Raw genomic sequence first — 14,553 nt, 5'->3', positions numbered from 1 at the left:
CCTTCTGTTGCTCTCGGCCGGCGGATCAGTGGCCGGAGGGCAGCTGGCGGCGGACACCTATGCGTCCGGTACGCCGGTGTGGCGGGCGTACGCCGTCACGGTCGTGGCCGTGTGGGTGGTGGCCGTCGGGCAGCTGCTGTGGCGGCTGGTGGCGGCGGTCGCGCTGGAGGTGGCGCCGGAGGGGCTCGAACTGCGGGGCGGGGCGCGGCGGGTGCTGCTGCCCTGGGACGCGGTGGAGGCGCTGTGCGTGGTGCCGGTCCCGCGGGCCGGACCCGCCGTGACGGGGTCGGGTGTCGAGGGGCTGCTCCTCGTCCGGACGCGTCCGGGGGTCCGGCCGCCGGTGACCGGACGCAGGGGTTCGCCCCGGTGGTCGGCCCGCCGGCAGGGCGTCGTCTTCGACCTCCGGCCGCTGAACCTGCCGACCGCCCGTCTCGACGAGCTCATCTCCCGCCACGCGCACGGACGTTGGCACGGCGCGGACCGGCTTCCCGCCGACCGGACGGGCGCGGTGACCCTGACCGGCGACGTGCTGCCCTGGCCGGCGGTGGTCCTGCTGCACCTGCGGTCGCTGCTCGTCGTGGCGGTGCCCGTCGCCCTCCTGGTGTGGGCGGTGGGCCGTGACACCGGCCTCGTCCCGGTGCTCGGGGGCATGGGGGGTGGAACGGTCCTGACCATGGCCGTGAGCTCATGGCTGATCACATGGCTGTCGCGGCCCTGCCGGCTCCAGGTGGAACGGCACGTCCTGCGGCTGGGTGTGGGCGGGGCGGAATGCGTCCTGCCGCGCGCGGACGTGGAGAGCGCGAAGGTCGGAGTGGCCCATGTCTCGGGCGAACCGCGGGCGACGGTGGTCCTCGTCCGGCTCGCGTCCGGCGCCGAGCCCCCGCCCCGGCTGCCCCACCTGCCCCTCGCCTACCGCAGGACGCAGCGCACCGTGGAGCTCGTACCCGTGGCCACCCGGCACCGCATGCACCGGCACGGGCTCGCCGTGTTCCCCGCGCAGCTGACCGACGCGCTCGCCGCGGCCGGATACGACGGGCCGGACGGGACGGACGCGCCGGGGGTGACGTCCGGCACCCCGACGGTGCCGACGGCACCGGCCGCGACGGGCGCGCCCCTGACCCTGCGGGTCTCGCCCGAGGGCGACGCGGACCACCGCACCATCGCGTCGGCCCTGCGGGCGGCACCCGCCGGGCGGCCCCTGCGGGTGCTGATCGAGCCGGGCCGCTACGAGGAGGCCCTCGCGCTCGCCGGGACGGTCGAGCTGTGCGCGGCGCGCGGACCGGACACGGTGGTGATCGAGGTGCCGGACCAGGTGACCGTCGACTGCGCCGGCCACGTCACGCTCGGCGCGCTGCGGATCGTCAACCGGTCCTCGGCCGCCGTGCGCGTCAACGGCCGTCTGGAGATGCGCCGTTGTGTGGTCGAGGGGCTGGGGGAGTACGCCGTACGGGCGCTGCGCGGCGCGGAGGTGACCCTGGAGGAGTGCGAGGTGCGGGTCGGGCGCACCGAACTGGCCGGGGCGCGCGGCACGTTGAAGGACAGCCGGTTCCTGGCCGCCAAGGGGGACGCGGTCCTCCTGACTGACGGCGCCCGTGCCGGGATCACGGGCTGCACCGTGGACGGCAGCCGCGGCCACGGCATCCGGCTGACGGGCGGCGCGACGGCCCGCCTGGAGGAGTGCGAACTGCGCGGGACCGGGAAGGCGTCCGTCGCCGTCGGCGACCACGCCGAGGCCGACGTGGTCCGCTGCCGGGTGCGCGAGGCCCACGAGACGGGGGTCGCCTTCCACGACCAGGGCCGCGGCACCCTTCACGACACCACCGTCCACGGGGCCAAGGACGGCCTGTACATCGCCCGGGGAGCCGATCCGGAGGTCAAGGGCTGCCGGTTCGAGAACTGCCTCGGCACCGGGATCACCGTGTCGGAACAGGGCCTCGGCCGGCTGACGGGCTGTCATGTCGAGGCCGCCGCGGAGACCGGCCTGGCCGTCGCCACCGGTGCCGCCCCCACGGTCCGCGACTGCCGGATCGAGAACGGCAGGAACGGCGTCGTGGTCCGGGAGGCCCGTGCCACCTTCAGCGGCCTGGAGGTACGGGGACAGGCCGTGAACGCCGTGCTGGTCCGCGACGAGTCGACCGCGCGGCTGGACGGCGTCCGCCTGGAGGGGGGCAACAGCGGCCTGCTCGCCCGGGGCACCGGCGTCGTCGTCGAACTCGCCGACGCCACGATCAGCGACATGACCAACTCGGGCATCGCCCTGGAGGGCGGCGCGCGCGTGACCGCGGAGCGTGCCACCGTCGAACGCGCCCACCTCTTCGGCTTCAACTGCCGCGGCGACAGCCATCTGACGGCCCGCGAGTGCACCGTGACCGAGCCCGGCGAGGCGGGGGTGCTGACCGTCGACAACGCCGGCCTGGTGGCCGACCGGCTGACGGTCTCCGCCTCCCGCGGCTGCGGGGTCCTGGGCCGGGGCAGCAGCAGCCTCACCGTCTCCCGCGCGGTGCTGCGGGGCGGCGGCGAGGACGGCATACGCGTCGACGCCTCGGTGTTCGGGCGGTTCGAGGACTGCGAGGTGACCGGCTACCAGGGGGAGGCCGTCGTCGGGAACGACCGCGTGGTCATGGAGAACGTCCGCACCGGAAGCACCGCCGAGGACGCCCGGCAGCCGGAGGCCGGGCCGCTCGCCGAACTGCAGAGCATGATCGGCCTGGAGGCCGCCAAACGGCAGGTCACCGTGCAGACCGACCTCCTCCGGCTCGCCCGCAGGCGCGCCGACGCCGGGCTCCCCGCCCCGCCCATGGCCCACCACCTCGTCTTCTCCGGCCCGCCCGGCACCGGCAAGACCAGCGTCGCCCGGCTGTACGGCCGGATCCTCGCCGCGCTCGGGGCGCTCAAGAAGGGGCACCTGGTCGAAGTGGCCCGCGGCGACCTCGTCGGCGAATACCTCGGCCACACCGCCCAGAAGACCCGGAAGGCCTTCGAACGGGCCCGCGGGGGCGTGCTGTTCATCGACGAGGCGTACAGCCTGGCGCGCCGCTTCGGCGCCGGGTCCGACTTCGGGCAGGAGGCGATCGACGTCCTCACCAAGCTGATGGAGGACCACCGCGACGACGTCGTGGTCATCGCGGCGGGCTACACCGAGGAGATGAGCGCCTTCCTGGAGTCCAACCCCGGTCTGCGCTCCCGCTTCTCGCGCACCCTGGAGTTCGGCGCGTACCAGCCCGCCGAACTCACCGACATCGTCCGGCTCCAGGCCCGGCGGCACGCCTACCGCCTCGCGCCGGACGTCGGCCCGCTGCTCACCGAGCGCTTCGAGCGGCGGCAGCGGCGCGGCGACGCGGCGAACGCCCGGGACGCCCGCACCCTCCTGGAGGCCATGGTCGAACGCCAGGCCGCCCGCCTCGCCCCCTGCGAGGCACCCACGCGGGAGGAACTGGGCCTGCTGCTCGCCGAGGACGTCCCCGGCACCACCGGACCCACCAGCTCCACGGGGACGGCCGCATGACCGTCGAGGACGCCTCCCGCCGCATCCTGGAGCGGGCGGACGAGGCGGCCGAGGACGCCGGCGCCCTGCGCTGGTTCCTCGGCCCGGAAGCCGCCGCGGCCGCCGACGAGGTGCGAGCGGGCCTGGTGCTGCCCGACGGGAAGCTGCTGATCCTCGGCCTCCTCGCGCTCGGGTACGCCGGCTGGGGCCGGTACGTCGCGAGCGACGCGACCGACGCCGCCGGGCTCGGCGAGGCGGTGCTCTGCTTCGCCGACCTCCACCGTGAGCATCCGGACCAGACGCCGCCCGACCTGCGCCCGGTGCTCGCCACGCTCCACGGCACGCCCGAGGGCGCCGGCACGGAACCCGGCCAGGCGTACGAGGCGGGCGCCGCGGTGCTGACGCTCTACCAGCAGCGGCGCATGCCCGTGATGCTGCTCCCCGCCGCGGCCCTGCTCCGGCACGCGGCCGCCGGATTCCCGCCGGGCGGCGTCGAACACGGCACCTGCCTGTCGGACCTCGGACTCGTCCACCTCCACGCCGCCCGGGACGGCGCCGGGCACCAGGCCCTCACCGAAGCCGTCGAGCTCAGCCGCGCCGCCGTCGCCGCCGCACCCGGCGACCGGCCCGAACAGGCCCGCCGCCACGCCAACCTGGGCTTCGTCCTCACCCACCGGGCCGAGGTGGCCGGGGACACCGCCCTCGCCGCGGAAGCCGTCGCCGAACTGCGGCACGCGGTGGAGCTGAGCACCGCGGGCGACCCCAACCACGCGCTGTACCACGGCATGCTCGGCACGGCGATCGTCCGCGAGGCCGTGGAACGCGGCGACCCCGCCGCGCTCCCCGAGGCCATCGGCCTGCTCCGCGAGGCCGTCGCGGCGGCGGACCCCGCCCTCCCGCCGCCCGCCGCCCACCTCTCCGACCTGGGCACGGCCCTGATCATGCGGGCCATGTCCGACGGCGACGGCCTCGAACTGTACGAGGAGGGCGTCGCCACCTGCCGCCGCGCCGCCGACACGGCGGGCAACCTCGTCGAGCGCGTCCTCTACCTCGCCAACCTGGGCCTGATCCTCAACGGCCGCGCCATGCGCACCGGCCACCCCGGCGCCCTGGACGACGCGTACGCCGCCGCCCGCGACGCCGTCGCCGCCGCGCCGCCCGGACACCCGTCGTCCGTCCAGGCCCACGTCGTCCTCGCCGGCGTGCTCCGCTCCCGCCACACGACCCGGGGCAGCCTCGGCGACCTGGACGAGGCCGTCGTCCACGCCCGGCGGGCGTGGGAGGAGACACCGGCCGACGACCCGCGCCGCCGGGCGTCCCGCGGCATCGAACTCGCCGAGCTCCTCCGGCTGCACGCCGACGCGACCGGCGCGCCGGACAGGCTCGCCGAACCCCTCGCCCTGCTGCGCCGGCTGGCGGACGAGGTGCCGCGGCGGTCCGCGGAGCGCGCCCGCGTCCTCCTCCCGCTCGCCCGCTGCCTGAACGCCGCGGCCCACACCGGCCCCGCCCCGGACCCGGCCCTCGCCGCCGAGGCGATCGCCCTCTTCCGGGAATGCCTCACCCTGCCGCCGCCCGGGGAGTCCTTCGAGGCCACCGCGCGCTTCGCCCTCGGGGCGGCCCTCGCCCGCGGCGCCGGCCCGGACGACGAGGCCGTCTGGCGCGAGGGGGCCGAACAGCTGCGTCGCGGGCTCGAACTGCTCCCGCCGGGCGACGCGCGGCGTTCCGAGTACCTGTCGGACCACGCCGCCGCCCACGCGGAGCGGGCCGCCGCGACCGGGGACACCGGCCTGTACGAGGAAGCGCTGCGCCTCGTACGGGAGGCGGTGGCCCACGCGCCGGCCGGCAGCGCGTCCGAGGAGGCCATGTGCCGGTCGAACCTCGGCGTGCAACTGGCCACACTCGCCCACCGGACCGGCGACGGCACCCTGCTGGCCGAGGCCGTGGACGCCCACCGGCAGGCCGTCGAGCTGTCCCCGCCGGACGACCACCACCTCGTCCACCGCATGGGCAACCTGGGCGACGCCCTCCAGAACCTCGCCGAGTTCCGCTCGGACCCGGCCCTCGTCCAGGAGGCGATCACCGTCCTGCGCGAGGCGGTGGCCGCCTCCCGTCCGGACACACCCAGCAGGGTGGAGTGCCTCACCCGCCTCGGCCACGCCCTGCGCTCGCTCTTCCGCTTCACCGGTGACCCCGCGCCCCTGGAGGAGGCCGTCCGGTGGCACCGGGAGGCAGTCGCCGCGTCCACCGGAGCCCCGAAACCCGGAACGCTGCTCGGCCTCGCCAACAGCCTCCTGGACCACTACCGCCACACGCAGGCGGAGCAGCCGCTCGACGAGGCCCTGGAGTTCTACCGCGCCGCCCTCGCCGCCACGCCCCGCACGTCCGGCGAACGGGCCGTGATCCTGGGGGACCTCGGCCACGCCGAGTGGTGCCGGGCCGTCGACCTCGGCGACCCCGCCCTCATGGACGCCGCCGTCGCCAGGCTCCGCGAGGCCGTCGCCGACCTGCCGCCGGGGCAGGTGAGCAACGGCGGCCTCTACACCAACCTGGGCACCGCCCTGATGGGCCGCGCCCGGATCACCGGCGACCGCACCTGGCAGGCCGAGGCCGTGGCCGTCCTGCGCCGGTCCGTCGCCGACAGCCCGCCCACGTCCTTCGTCCGGGCCGGACTCCTGAGCAATCTCGCCGAGGCGCTGCGCGGCTGGTACGAGATCACCGAGGACCCGGCCGCCGCCGACGAGGCGGCCGCGCTGCTGCGCGAGGCCAGGGCGCTCGACCGCGGTGAGCGGATCGGCCAGGACCTGGCCGCGCTCAACCTCGGCCTCCTGCTCCACAACCAGGCCCTGGCGAAGGGCGAAGCCGACGCCCGCTCCACCGCCGAGTCCAGGGAGGCCCTGGAGGAGGCGGTGGCCGCGTTCGGCGAGCACCACCCCTGGCGGCCCCTCGCCCTGCTGAACCTGGCCGGCGTCCTGATGGGCTCCGCCTACCTCGCCGACGACGAGACCGGGTCCACGGCCCGGGAGGCGCTGCACCGGGCCGTCTCGGCCGCCCGGGAAGCCCTCGGCCGCGTCCCGGAGGGCGGCCCGGAACAGGCCCGCGCCCAGTGGATCCTGGCCATGGCACAGGTGCGCCGCGCCATCCTCGGCGAACGGGTCGACCTGGCGGAGGCCGCCCGCCTCGCCCGGACCTCCGCCCGGAACACCACCGCCTCCATCACCCACCGCCTGCTCGCCGCCCGCGCCTGGGGCGAGGCCGCGGCCAGGGCGGGCCGGGACGCCGACGCCCTCGACGGCTACGCGTACGCCGTCGGCCTGCTGCGCCACGCGGCCCCGCGCAGCCTCCAACGCGCCGACCAGGAGGCGCGGTTGCAGGTAACCCCCGGACTGGCGAGCGACGCGGCCGCACTCGCCCTCCGCGCCGGCGACCCCGGCCGGGCCCTCGCCCTCCTCGAAGAGGGCCGGGCCGTGCTGCTCGCCCAGGGCCTGGAGAACCGCGGCGACGTGACCCGGCTGCGCGCCACCGCCCCCGCCCTCGCCGACGAGTTCGAGGAGATCCGCGACCGGCTGAGCACCCCGCCCGCGCGCCCCCCGGTGATGCACCCCGGGACGGGCGTCCCCGTCCCGCCCGACGAGGGACGCGACGCCGGCCTGGCCGCCGAGGCCCGGCACGCCCAGGCCCGGCGCTGGGACGAACTCCTCGCCGAGATCCGTGCCCTGCCCGGCCTCGACGGCTTCCTGCGCCCGCCCACCCTGCCGGACCTGCTGACCGCCGCGGCCGAAGGACCCGTCGTCGTCGTCAACGTCAGCGAGTACCGCTCCGACGCCCTCCTCGTCACCGCCGACGCCGGCATCGAGGTGCTGCCCCTGCCCGGCCTCACCCCGCAGGGCGTCCTCGAACGGGCGACGGAGTTCGTCGACGTCATCGACGAGGCGTACGGCGAGAAGGGGGCGGTGCGCGCCGTCGCCGCGATGCGGACGCTCACCGGCACCCTGCGCTGGCTCTGGGACACCGTGGCCGCACCGGTGCTCGACCGGCTCGGCCTGCGCACCGTCCCCCTCGACGGCGAACCCTGGCCACGGATCTGGTGGTGTCCCACCGGCTGGCTGTCCTTCCTGCCGCTGCACGCGGCGGGACGCGGCACGGCCGACTCCGGCACCTGGGTCCTCGACCGCGCCGTCTCCTCCTACACCCCCACGCTGCGCGCCCTGGCCCGGGCCCGCGCCAGGCTCGCCCCCGGCGCCCCGCCCCGCCCGGCCCCCCTGGTCGTCGCCCTCGCCGAGACCCCCGGCGGGCCGCCGCTGCCGGGCGCCTCACGCGAGGCGGAGCTCCTGACGGACCTCTTCCCCGACGGCCGCCTGCTCTCCGGCGCCGACGCCACGGTGGAGGCGGTGGCCCGCGCGCTGCCCGCCCACCCCTGGGTCCACTTCAGCTGCCACGGCGTCAGCGACCTGCTGCACCCCTCGGAGAGCGGCCTGGTGCTGCACGACGGCCGGCTCACCGCCTTCGACGCCGCCGCCCAGCGCCCGGCACGGCCGGAGCTCGCCGTGCTCTCCGCCTGCTCGACGTCCCAGGGCGGCCTCCTCCTGCCCGACGAGGTGGTACAACTGGCCCCGTCATTCCAACTGGCCGGCTACCCGCACGTCATCGGCACCCTGTGGACCGTCTCCGACAAGCTGGCGACGCGCCTCACCGAGCAGTTCTACGCCGCGCTCGCCGAGGACGTCGCCCGCGGCCGCCCCGTCGACCCGGCCCTGGCCCTGCACCGCCCGCTCAGGGCGCTGCGGAACCGCTACGCCCGCGCACCGCACTTGTGGGCGGCGCACATCCACTCCGGGCCGTGACCCGGGGCGGGGGCGCCGTCAGGGAGCGTCAGGCTCCGCACTCCCGGCCCCCGCCCCGGGTGAACTGTCCATGGCCGTGCCCGACGGCCCCTGCGGCACCTCGTCGGGCTCCACCCCACCGTCGGTGGGCCGGTAGATCCGGCGGTTGGAGAACTCCTCGACCAACTCCTCCAACGCATCGTCGTCGTCCATGTCATGACGCTCCATCACTACGCGTTCCCTCCCTGATCCTGTCCGGCATCCGGCGGCAACAGGACCTCCAGCACTTCCACGTCGGCCGCCCGCACGTACACGCCCCCGGTACCGGGCACCCGCCCGAGGAACGTCCCGTCGTGTCCCATCCGGTACTGCGCCTGCAAGTACAGGTCGCCCTGCTGCGGATACGCCGCCACCGCCGACCGCGACCCCAGCCAACCACCCACCCACAGCCCGCTCTTCAACCGGACCCGCACAAAACACGACCCGCGGTCATGGAACAGGGCGTCCCACGCGGTCGGCACCGGCTCGTACCGCGCCCGCGCCCGCCGCCTCCGCCACGCCGCCTCCGCCCACGCCGCGAGCGACGGCACCACGACGACCAGCAGCAGCGCCGCGAGCGCCGCCTGCCGCGGATGCCGCAGCACCCCCGCGACCGGCCCGTCCCCGTTCCCGGCCAGCAACCGCACCAGCCACGGCCCCGCCGCCGCCCCGTAGAGCGCGTCGAGCAGCGCCCCGGCCGCGACCGCCCGCAACAGCCGGTTCTGCGGCTCCTGCTCAGCCGCCACCGCCCCGCGCAACCGCTCGCGCACCGCCTGATAGAACACCCCGGGCAGCACCAGCACCAGCACTATGGCCACCTGCTCCCCCGTGCCCGGCACCGTCACTCCCCGCCCCCGCCCGCCTCACCCGCCCTGGTCCAGCCAAGAATGACGCACGCGAACCACCGGCGTCACGTGATCTGGGGGGCTTCGTCGAACGGATGTTGGAGCCCCGCGTGCTGCTCGGGTCGCTCAGCCGTCCCCCGCGTGCAGCCCGATCAGGTCCACCAGGGCCTGGATGCCGCCGGAGGCGAGGGCCTGGCGTTGGCGGGTGGCGGGTTCGCCGTGTTGGAGGAAGCGGTGGAGGAGGGAGGTCACCTCGCGGGTGTCGCCGTACTCGTCGAGGGCCGGGGTGATGTGGTCGAGGAGGTGGGCGACGAGGTCGCCGGCGGGGCGGCAGTGGCCGTCGGGGGTGACGAGGCGGCCGCCGAGGCCGTAGCGGGCGGCGTGCCAGTTGGCGGCGGAGAGCATCTCCGGCGGGCAGGAGGCGTGCGGGACGCCGTCGGCGTGCTCGCGGAGGGCCGTGGCGGTGAGGCCGCGGACGATGCCGGCGAACATCACGGCCTCCTCCGCGGTGAGCTGGACGTCGAAGCAGCGGACCTCGACGGTGGGGTAGCGGTCGGAGAGCCGGACGTGCCAGTAGACCTGCCGGGTGTCGCCGATGGCCCCGGCCCGCACCAGGGCGTTCACCCGCCGGTCGTAGTCGGCGCCGTCGGTGAACTCCGGCGGTGGGCCGCTGACGGGCCACCGGCCGTAGACGACGGTGCGCCAGCTGGCGAAGCCGGTGTCCTGCCCGCGCCACAGGGGTGAGTTCCCGGCCATCGCCACCAGCAGCGGCAGCCAGGTGCGGAGCCGGTTGAGCACGGCCACGCCGGTGGCCCGGTCGGGCACGGACACATGGATGTGCATGCCGTTGACGAGCTGTTCCTCGATCAGCCTGCGGCCCTGGCCGCGGAGCTGGAGGTAGCGGGGGTCGGGCGTGACCGGGACGGCGAGCGCGTCGGCCAGGGGTGCCGCGCCCGAGGCGATGGCCCGGCAGCCGGCCTCCGCGGCGGCCGCTCCCACCGCGTGCCGCAGCCGGAGCAGGTGCCCGCCGGCCTCGGCCAGTTCCGCGCAGACCGGGGTGGCGACCTCCAGCTGCGCCTGGAGCAGTTCGGGCTTGACCTCCTCCCTGGTCGCGAGGGCACGGATGCCCGCGACGGCCCGGACCTCGTCGGCCAGCGGCACCGGGAGGGCGGTCGCCGGATCAAGCAGGAGGTACTCCTCCTCGACACCGAGTGTGATCACAACCTTGGACGTACCCCCGCCAGGGGGCCGCCGCGACCCCCGCACGGGACCGACACCCGTTTGCCGGGTCAGGGGACGCAGGAGGGCAGCAGGAGGGCACCGGACACGCGGGGCCGCCGGTCGGCGACGCCCGGCCCCCGGTCTGGTATTCGTGCGTTCACCGGGTGCGCCGCCCGCATGGCCGGTGGCGCGCCGGGTATCCGGGCGGGAAGCCGAGAGCGGGAAGGAGCCGGCCGTGCCGCACAGGGTCCGTGTCGCCGCCGTGGCCGAGGTGGCCGCGTGGTGGGCCGGGCTCACCCTGCTGTGGACGGTGCTGATCGGAACGGTCGACGTCCTGGAGATCGCGGTGGGCGCGGCGGCCGCGCTGATCGCGGCGTGCCTGGCGCGGGGCGCGCGGCGGGCGGCCGGGCGGTGAACGGGTGGCTGGTGGCCGCGGCCCTGCTGCTGGCCGGCGGGCTGGGGCCCTGCCTGTGGGGGGTCTCGTGCGGCGGTACGGGACGACGGATGGCCGCCCAGAACACGGCGACGCTGCTGCTGTGCCTGGTGTTCCTGTTGCTGGCGCAGGGGTACGGGCGCCCGGCCTACACCGACCTCGCCCTGGTGGCCGCCGTGCTCGGCCCGGCCGGAACCCTGGTCTTCGTCCGCCTCCTCGACGAGCCGCGCCGCGAGGACGAAGCGGACCGCGACCCGGCCGGAGCACACCTGTTCACCCCGCTCGTCGCGCTGGCCACCGTCGCCACCGTGGTCCCGCTGTGCGTGGCCACCGGCCCCGGCCGGGCCATGGTCAAGCTGATCGTCATCGGCATGCTGCTGCTCGCCGGGGGAGCCGTCACCGCCCGGGCGGTGCGCCGTGGATGACGTCCTCACCGGCCTCGCGCTGCTCTTCGTGGCGGTCGCCGCCACCTCCGCCGTCCTCAACCGGGACCCCGCCCGCCAGGCCCTGGTCCTCTCGCTCCTCGGCCTCGGCCTCGCCGTCCTCTTCACGGTGCTCCAGGCGCCCGACGTAGGCCTCTCGCAGCTCGCCGTGGGGTCCGCGCTCACCCCGCTGATGATCCTGCTGACGGTCCGCAAGGTCCGGCGGGGGCAGAAGGAGAAGAAGGGGAAGAAGGGGAAGACGCAACGGCGGGGGCAGCAGGAGCGGCGCGGATGAGCCGCCGCGCCCGGCTGTGCGTCCTGGCCGCGGGGCTGCTCGCCACCGCCGCCCTGTTTCTCGCCGCCTGCCTGGAGCTCCCGCCGTTCGGCACCGCCCGGCACCCCTACGGCGACCGGGCCGTGCGCGCCGCCCTCGACCGGCACACCGCCAACACCGTGTCCTCCGTCAACTTCGACCAGCGGGCCCTGGACACCCTCGGCGAGGAGAGCATCCTGTTCGCCTCCGTCCTCGGCACCGTCGTCCTGCTGCGGCAGACCCGCGACGAGCACCGGACCGCCCCCGAGCCCCAGGACGTGCCGCCCGTCCTGCGTCGGTACGGGCTGATCCTGCTGCCCGTCACCCTCCTCGTCGGCCTCTACGTCGTCGCGCACGGCCAGCTCAGCCCGGGCGGCGGCTTCCAGGGCGGCGTCGTCGTCGCCACCGCCCTGCACCTGCTCTACATCGGCGTCGACTACCGCGCCCTGGAACGCGTCCGGCCCCTCGGCCCGTACGAGATCGCCGACGCCGCCGGCGAGGGCGCGTACGTCCTCCTCGGCGCGGCCGGGCTGCTCGCCGGCTCCGCGTACCTCGCCAACACCCTGCCGTACGGCACGTTCAACACCCTCGCCTCGGGCGGCACCGTTCCGCTGCTCAACGCCGCCGTCGGCGTCGAGGTGGCCGCCGCCGCGGTCGTCCTGCTGGCCAAGTTCCTCGGCCAGGCCCTGGAGATCGAGGGCGGGCAAGGGAAGAAGGGCGGACAAGGGAAGAAGGGGAGGAAGGGGATGAAGGGGAAGGAGGGCCGGACATGATGACCGTACTGCCCTACCTCACCGCCGGCTGGATCTTCCTCGTCGGGGTGTACGGCATGGCCACCAGCCGCGACCTGGTCCACGCCGTCGGCTGCCTGTCCGTCACCCAGTCCTCCACCTACGTCCTGCTGCTCGCCGTCGGCTACCGCGACGGCGGCACCGCGCCCGTCTTCTCCGACCTGCGGCCCGGCAGCCGGCCCGTCGTCGACCCCGTCGTCCAGGCCCTCGCCCTCACCGACGTCGTCGTCGGCGCCACGGTGACGGCCCTGCTGCTCGCCCTCGTCGTCCAGGTGGCCAAGCGGCACGGCACCACCGACCCCGACGAGCTGTCCGAACTGAAGGGCTGAGGACCGGTGGAACGGCTGCTCCCGCTGATCGTGGTGGTGCCGCTGCTCGGCGCGGCCCTGCTGGCGGGCGCGGGGCGGCGGATGACGCGGCCGGTGGCGGAGACCGTGGGCTGCCTCTGCGCCACCGCCTCCGCGGGCCTGGCCGCGGCCGCGCTCGCGGGCGGACCGTACGTCGTGTGGGCGGGCGGCTGGCGGCCCGTCCACGGCCACAGCGTGGGCATCGTCCTGACGGGCGACCGCACCGGAACGGGCCTGGCCACCCTCACCTCGCTGCTCGTCGTCACCGTCCTCGCCTACTCCTGGCGCTACTTCGACGAACCGCCCCGCGGCCACGCCGGCGCCTTCCCCGCGCTGATCCTGCTCTTCCAGGCGGGCATGTGCGGCTTCGCCCTCACCGGCGACCTCTTCAACGCCTTCGTCTTCTTCGAGCTGATGGGCGTCGTCGGCTACGCCCTCACCGGCTACCGCGTCGAGGAGGCCCGGCCGGTGCAGGGCGCGCTCGCCTTCGGCTTCGTCAACTCCCTCGGCGGCTACGCGACCCTCCTCGGCATCGCCCTGCTGTACGCCCGCACCGGCGAACTCGGCATGGCCCAGGCCGGGCGCGAGCTCGACGCCGCGCCGCACCGCGACGCCCTCGTCCTCGCCGCGTTCGTCCTCGTCCTCACCGGACTCCTCGTCAAGGCCGCGGCCGTGCCCTTCCACTTCTGGCTGCCGGACGCGCACGCGGTGGCGCCGACGCCCGTCTGCATGCTGCTTTCCGGCGTCATGGTGGAGATGGGCGTCTACGGGGCCGCACGGGTGTACGTCACCGTCTTCGCCGGCCCCGGCGGCGTCCCGCCCGACGACTTCCGGCGGGCCCTGACCGTCCTCGGCGTCCTGACCGCGCTCACCGGCGCCGCCCTCTGCTGGCAGCAGCGGCACCTCAAACGGCTCCTCGCCTTCTCCACCGTCGCCCACACGGGACTGTTCCTCGCCGGGCTGGCCGCGCTGGAGGCCGAGGGCGTCACCGGGGTCTTCCTCTACGTCCTGGGGCACGCGGGCGCCAAGGCCGCCCTCTTCGCCTGCACGGGCACGCTCCTCGACCGCTACGGCAGCGTCGACGAACACCACCTGCACGGCCGGGCACGGGAGATGCGGGGCTTCGGGGTGCTCTTCGCGGCCGGCGGGCTCGCCCTGGCCGGACTGCCGCCGTTCGGCACCGCCCTCGGCAAGGCGCTGGCCGAGGAGCGGACGGCGTGGCTGACCGTCCTCTTCGTCGCGGTCTCGGCCGTGACCGGCGGCGCGGTGCTGCGCGCCGCCGCCCGGGTGTTCCTGGGGGCCGGCACCAGCGGCCGCGAGGAGGAAGGTGCCGCCGAGACCGCCGGCGGCGACGAGGAGCCCGAGACCGCGCGCCGGGTACGGCGCCTGCCCCCGCCCATGGCGACGGTCGCCGCCGCCCTGCTCGCCGGCTCGCTCGCCGTCGGTACCGTGCCCGCCCTCGCCCGGGGCGCGGCGGCCGCCGCGCACTCCTTCACCGACCACGCCGGGTACGCGGCGACCGTCCTGGACGGCACGCGTGCCGCGGCCGCCCCGGGGCAGCCGTACGCGTGGTGGAGCTGGACCGGCGCCGGCCTCGGCCTGCTGTCGGCCCTGCTCGCCGCCGGGCTCGCGGCGCTGGGCGTACGGGGCGCGGTACCGGCCCGGGGGTGGGCGGCCCTGCTGCGCCGGCTGCACTCCGGGCACGTCGGCGACTACGTGGCATGGACGGTGGCCGGGATCGGCCTGCTGTCGGCGCTGGTCCTGTGGCCCGGTGGCTGACGGTGGCCGTCCGGACGGCCCGCGGCCGGGGTGGATGAGGGTGGCGGGACGGCGCCCTC

11 protein-coding genes are annotated in these 14,553 nt (G+C 76.1%); 8 read left to right on the top strand and 3 right to left on the bottom strand.

Annotated features, from left to right (window positions below):
* Positions 1 to 28: 28 nt before the first annotated feature.
* On the top strand, positions 29 to 3,505 hold the full coding sequence (locus HN013_RS33860; protein WP_171163557.1) for a right-handed parallel beta-helix repeat-containing protein: 3,477 nt from the start codon (positions 29 to 31) through the stop codon (positions 3,503 to 3,505).
* Positions 3,502 to 8,325, top strand: coding sequence for a CHAT domain-containing protein (locus HN013_RS05525; RefSeq protein ID WP_171163555.1), 4,824 nt, complete (start codon positions 3,502 to 3,504; stop codon positions 8,323 to 8,325). The genes HN013_RS33860 and HN013_RS05525 overlap by 4 nt, the downstream gene beginning before the upstream one ends.
* A gap of 18 nt (positions 8,326 to 8,343) precedes the next feature.
* Here HN013_RS05525 and HN013_RS05520 read toward each other — a convergent pair whose 3' ends face one another.
* The 3 genes from HN013_RS05520 to HN013_RS05510 all read right to left on the bottom strand — a co-directional run bounded on the left by HN013_RS05520 (position 8,344) and on the right by HN013_RS05510 (position 10,409).
* Positions 8,344 to 8,517 (bottom strand): hypothetical protein, encoded by a 174-nt coding sequence (locus tag HN013_RS05520; RefSeq protein ID WP_171163553.1) that lies wholly within the window; start codon positions 8,515 to 8,517, stop codon positions 8,344 to 8,346.
* Between the two features lie 17 nt (positions 8,518 to 8,534).
* Positions 8,535 to 9,182, bottom strand: a complete 648-nt coding sequence (locus HN013_RS05515) for a DUF6338 family protein (protein WP_312018504.1) — start codon at positions 9,180 to 9,182, stop codon at positions 8,535 to 8,537.
* 132 nt (positions 9,183 to 9,314) lie between these two features.
* A complete protein-coding gene (locus HN013_RS05510) occupies positions 9,315 to 10,409 on the bottom strand; it encodes a glutamate--cysteine ligase (RefSeq protein WP_171163549.1) in 1,095 nt (364 codons plus the stop codon).
* Between the two features lie 235 nt (positions 10,410 to 10,644).
* Here HN013_RS05510 and HN013_RS32750 point away from each other — a divergent pair, with 235 nt between their 5' ends.
* From HN013_RS32750 to HN013_RS05485, 6 genes are read left to right on the top strand one after another with little or no spacing between them, the layout of a single operon-like run.
* Positions 10,645 to 10,824, top strand: a complete 180-nt coding sequence (locus HN013_RS32750) for a hypothetical protein (RefSeq protein WP_249374790.1) — start codon at positions 10,645 to 10,647, stop codon at positions 10,822 to 10,824.
* Entirely contained in the window at positions 10,821 to 11,267 is a 447-nt protein-coding gene (locus HN013_RS32745) for a monovalent cation/H+ antiporter complex subunit F (RefSeq protein WP_312018503.1), read from the top strand. The genes HN013_RS32750 and HN013_RS32745 overlap by 4 nt, the downstream gene beginning before the upstream one ends.
* Positions 11,260 to 11,559, top strand: coding sequence for a hydrogenase subunit MbhD domain-containing protein (locus tag HN013_RS05500; RefSeq protein WP_171163545.1), 300 nt, complete (start codon positions 11,260 to 11,262; stop codon positions 11,557 to 11,559). Before HN013_RS32745 ends, HN013_RS05500 begins: the two co-directional genes overlap by 8 nt.
* Complete coding sequence (locus HN013_RS05495; protein ID WP_171163543.1) at positions 11,556 to 12,350, top strand: MnhB domain-containing protein; 795 nt, start codon at positions 11,556 to 11,558, stop codon at positions 12,348 to 12,350. The genes HN013_RS05500 and HN013_RS05495 overlap by 4 nt, the downstream gene beginning before the upstream one ends.
* Positions 12,347 to 12,697, top strand: a complete 351-nt coding sequence (locus HN013_RS05490; RefSeq protein WP_171163541.1) for a sodium:proton antiporter — start codon at positions 12,347 to 12,349, stop codon at positions 12,695 to 12,697. The genes HN013_RS05495 and HN013_RS05490 overlap by 4 nt, the downstream gene beginning before the upstream one ends.
* Positions 12,698 to 12,703: 6 nt before the next feature.
* On the top strand, positions 12,704 to 14,494 hold the full coding sequence (locus HN013_RS05485) for a complex I subunit 5 family protein (protein WP_171163539.1): 1,791 nt from the start codon (positions 12,704 to 12,706) through the stop codon (positions 14,492 to 14,494).
* The last annotated feature ends 59 nt before the right edge of the window (positions 14,495 to 14,553 follow it).

The sequence above is a fragment of the Streptomyces sp. I05A-00742 genome (genome assembly GCF_013055795.1).
Taxonomy (GTDB): Bacteria; Actinomycetota; Actinomycetes; order Streptomycetales; family Streptomycetaceae; genus Streptomyces.
The sequence above is the reverse complement of the archived record's forward strand: the minus strand, read 5'-3'. Positions and strand labels throughout refer to the sequence as shown.

Bases quoted from the DNA above. Each gene is read 5' to 3' on its own strand.
- HN013_RS05525 (WP_171163555.1), top strand. From the start codon at position 3,502: ATGACCGTCGAGGACGCCTCCCGCCGCATCCTGGAGCGGGCGGACGAG.
- HN013_RS05520 (WP_171163553.1), bottom strand. From the start codon at position 8,517: ATGGACGACGACGATGCGTTGGAGGAGTTGGTCGAGGAGTTCTCCAAC.
- HN013_RS05495 (WP_171163543.1), top strand. From the start codon at position 11,556: ATGAGCCGCCGCGCCCGGCTGTGCGTCCTGGCCGCGGGGCTGCTCGCC.
- HN013_RS05490 (WP_171163541.1), top strand. From the start codon at position 12,347: ATGATGACCGTACTGCCCTACCTCACCGCCGGCTGGATCTTCCTCGTC.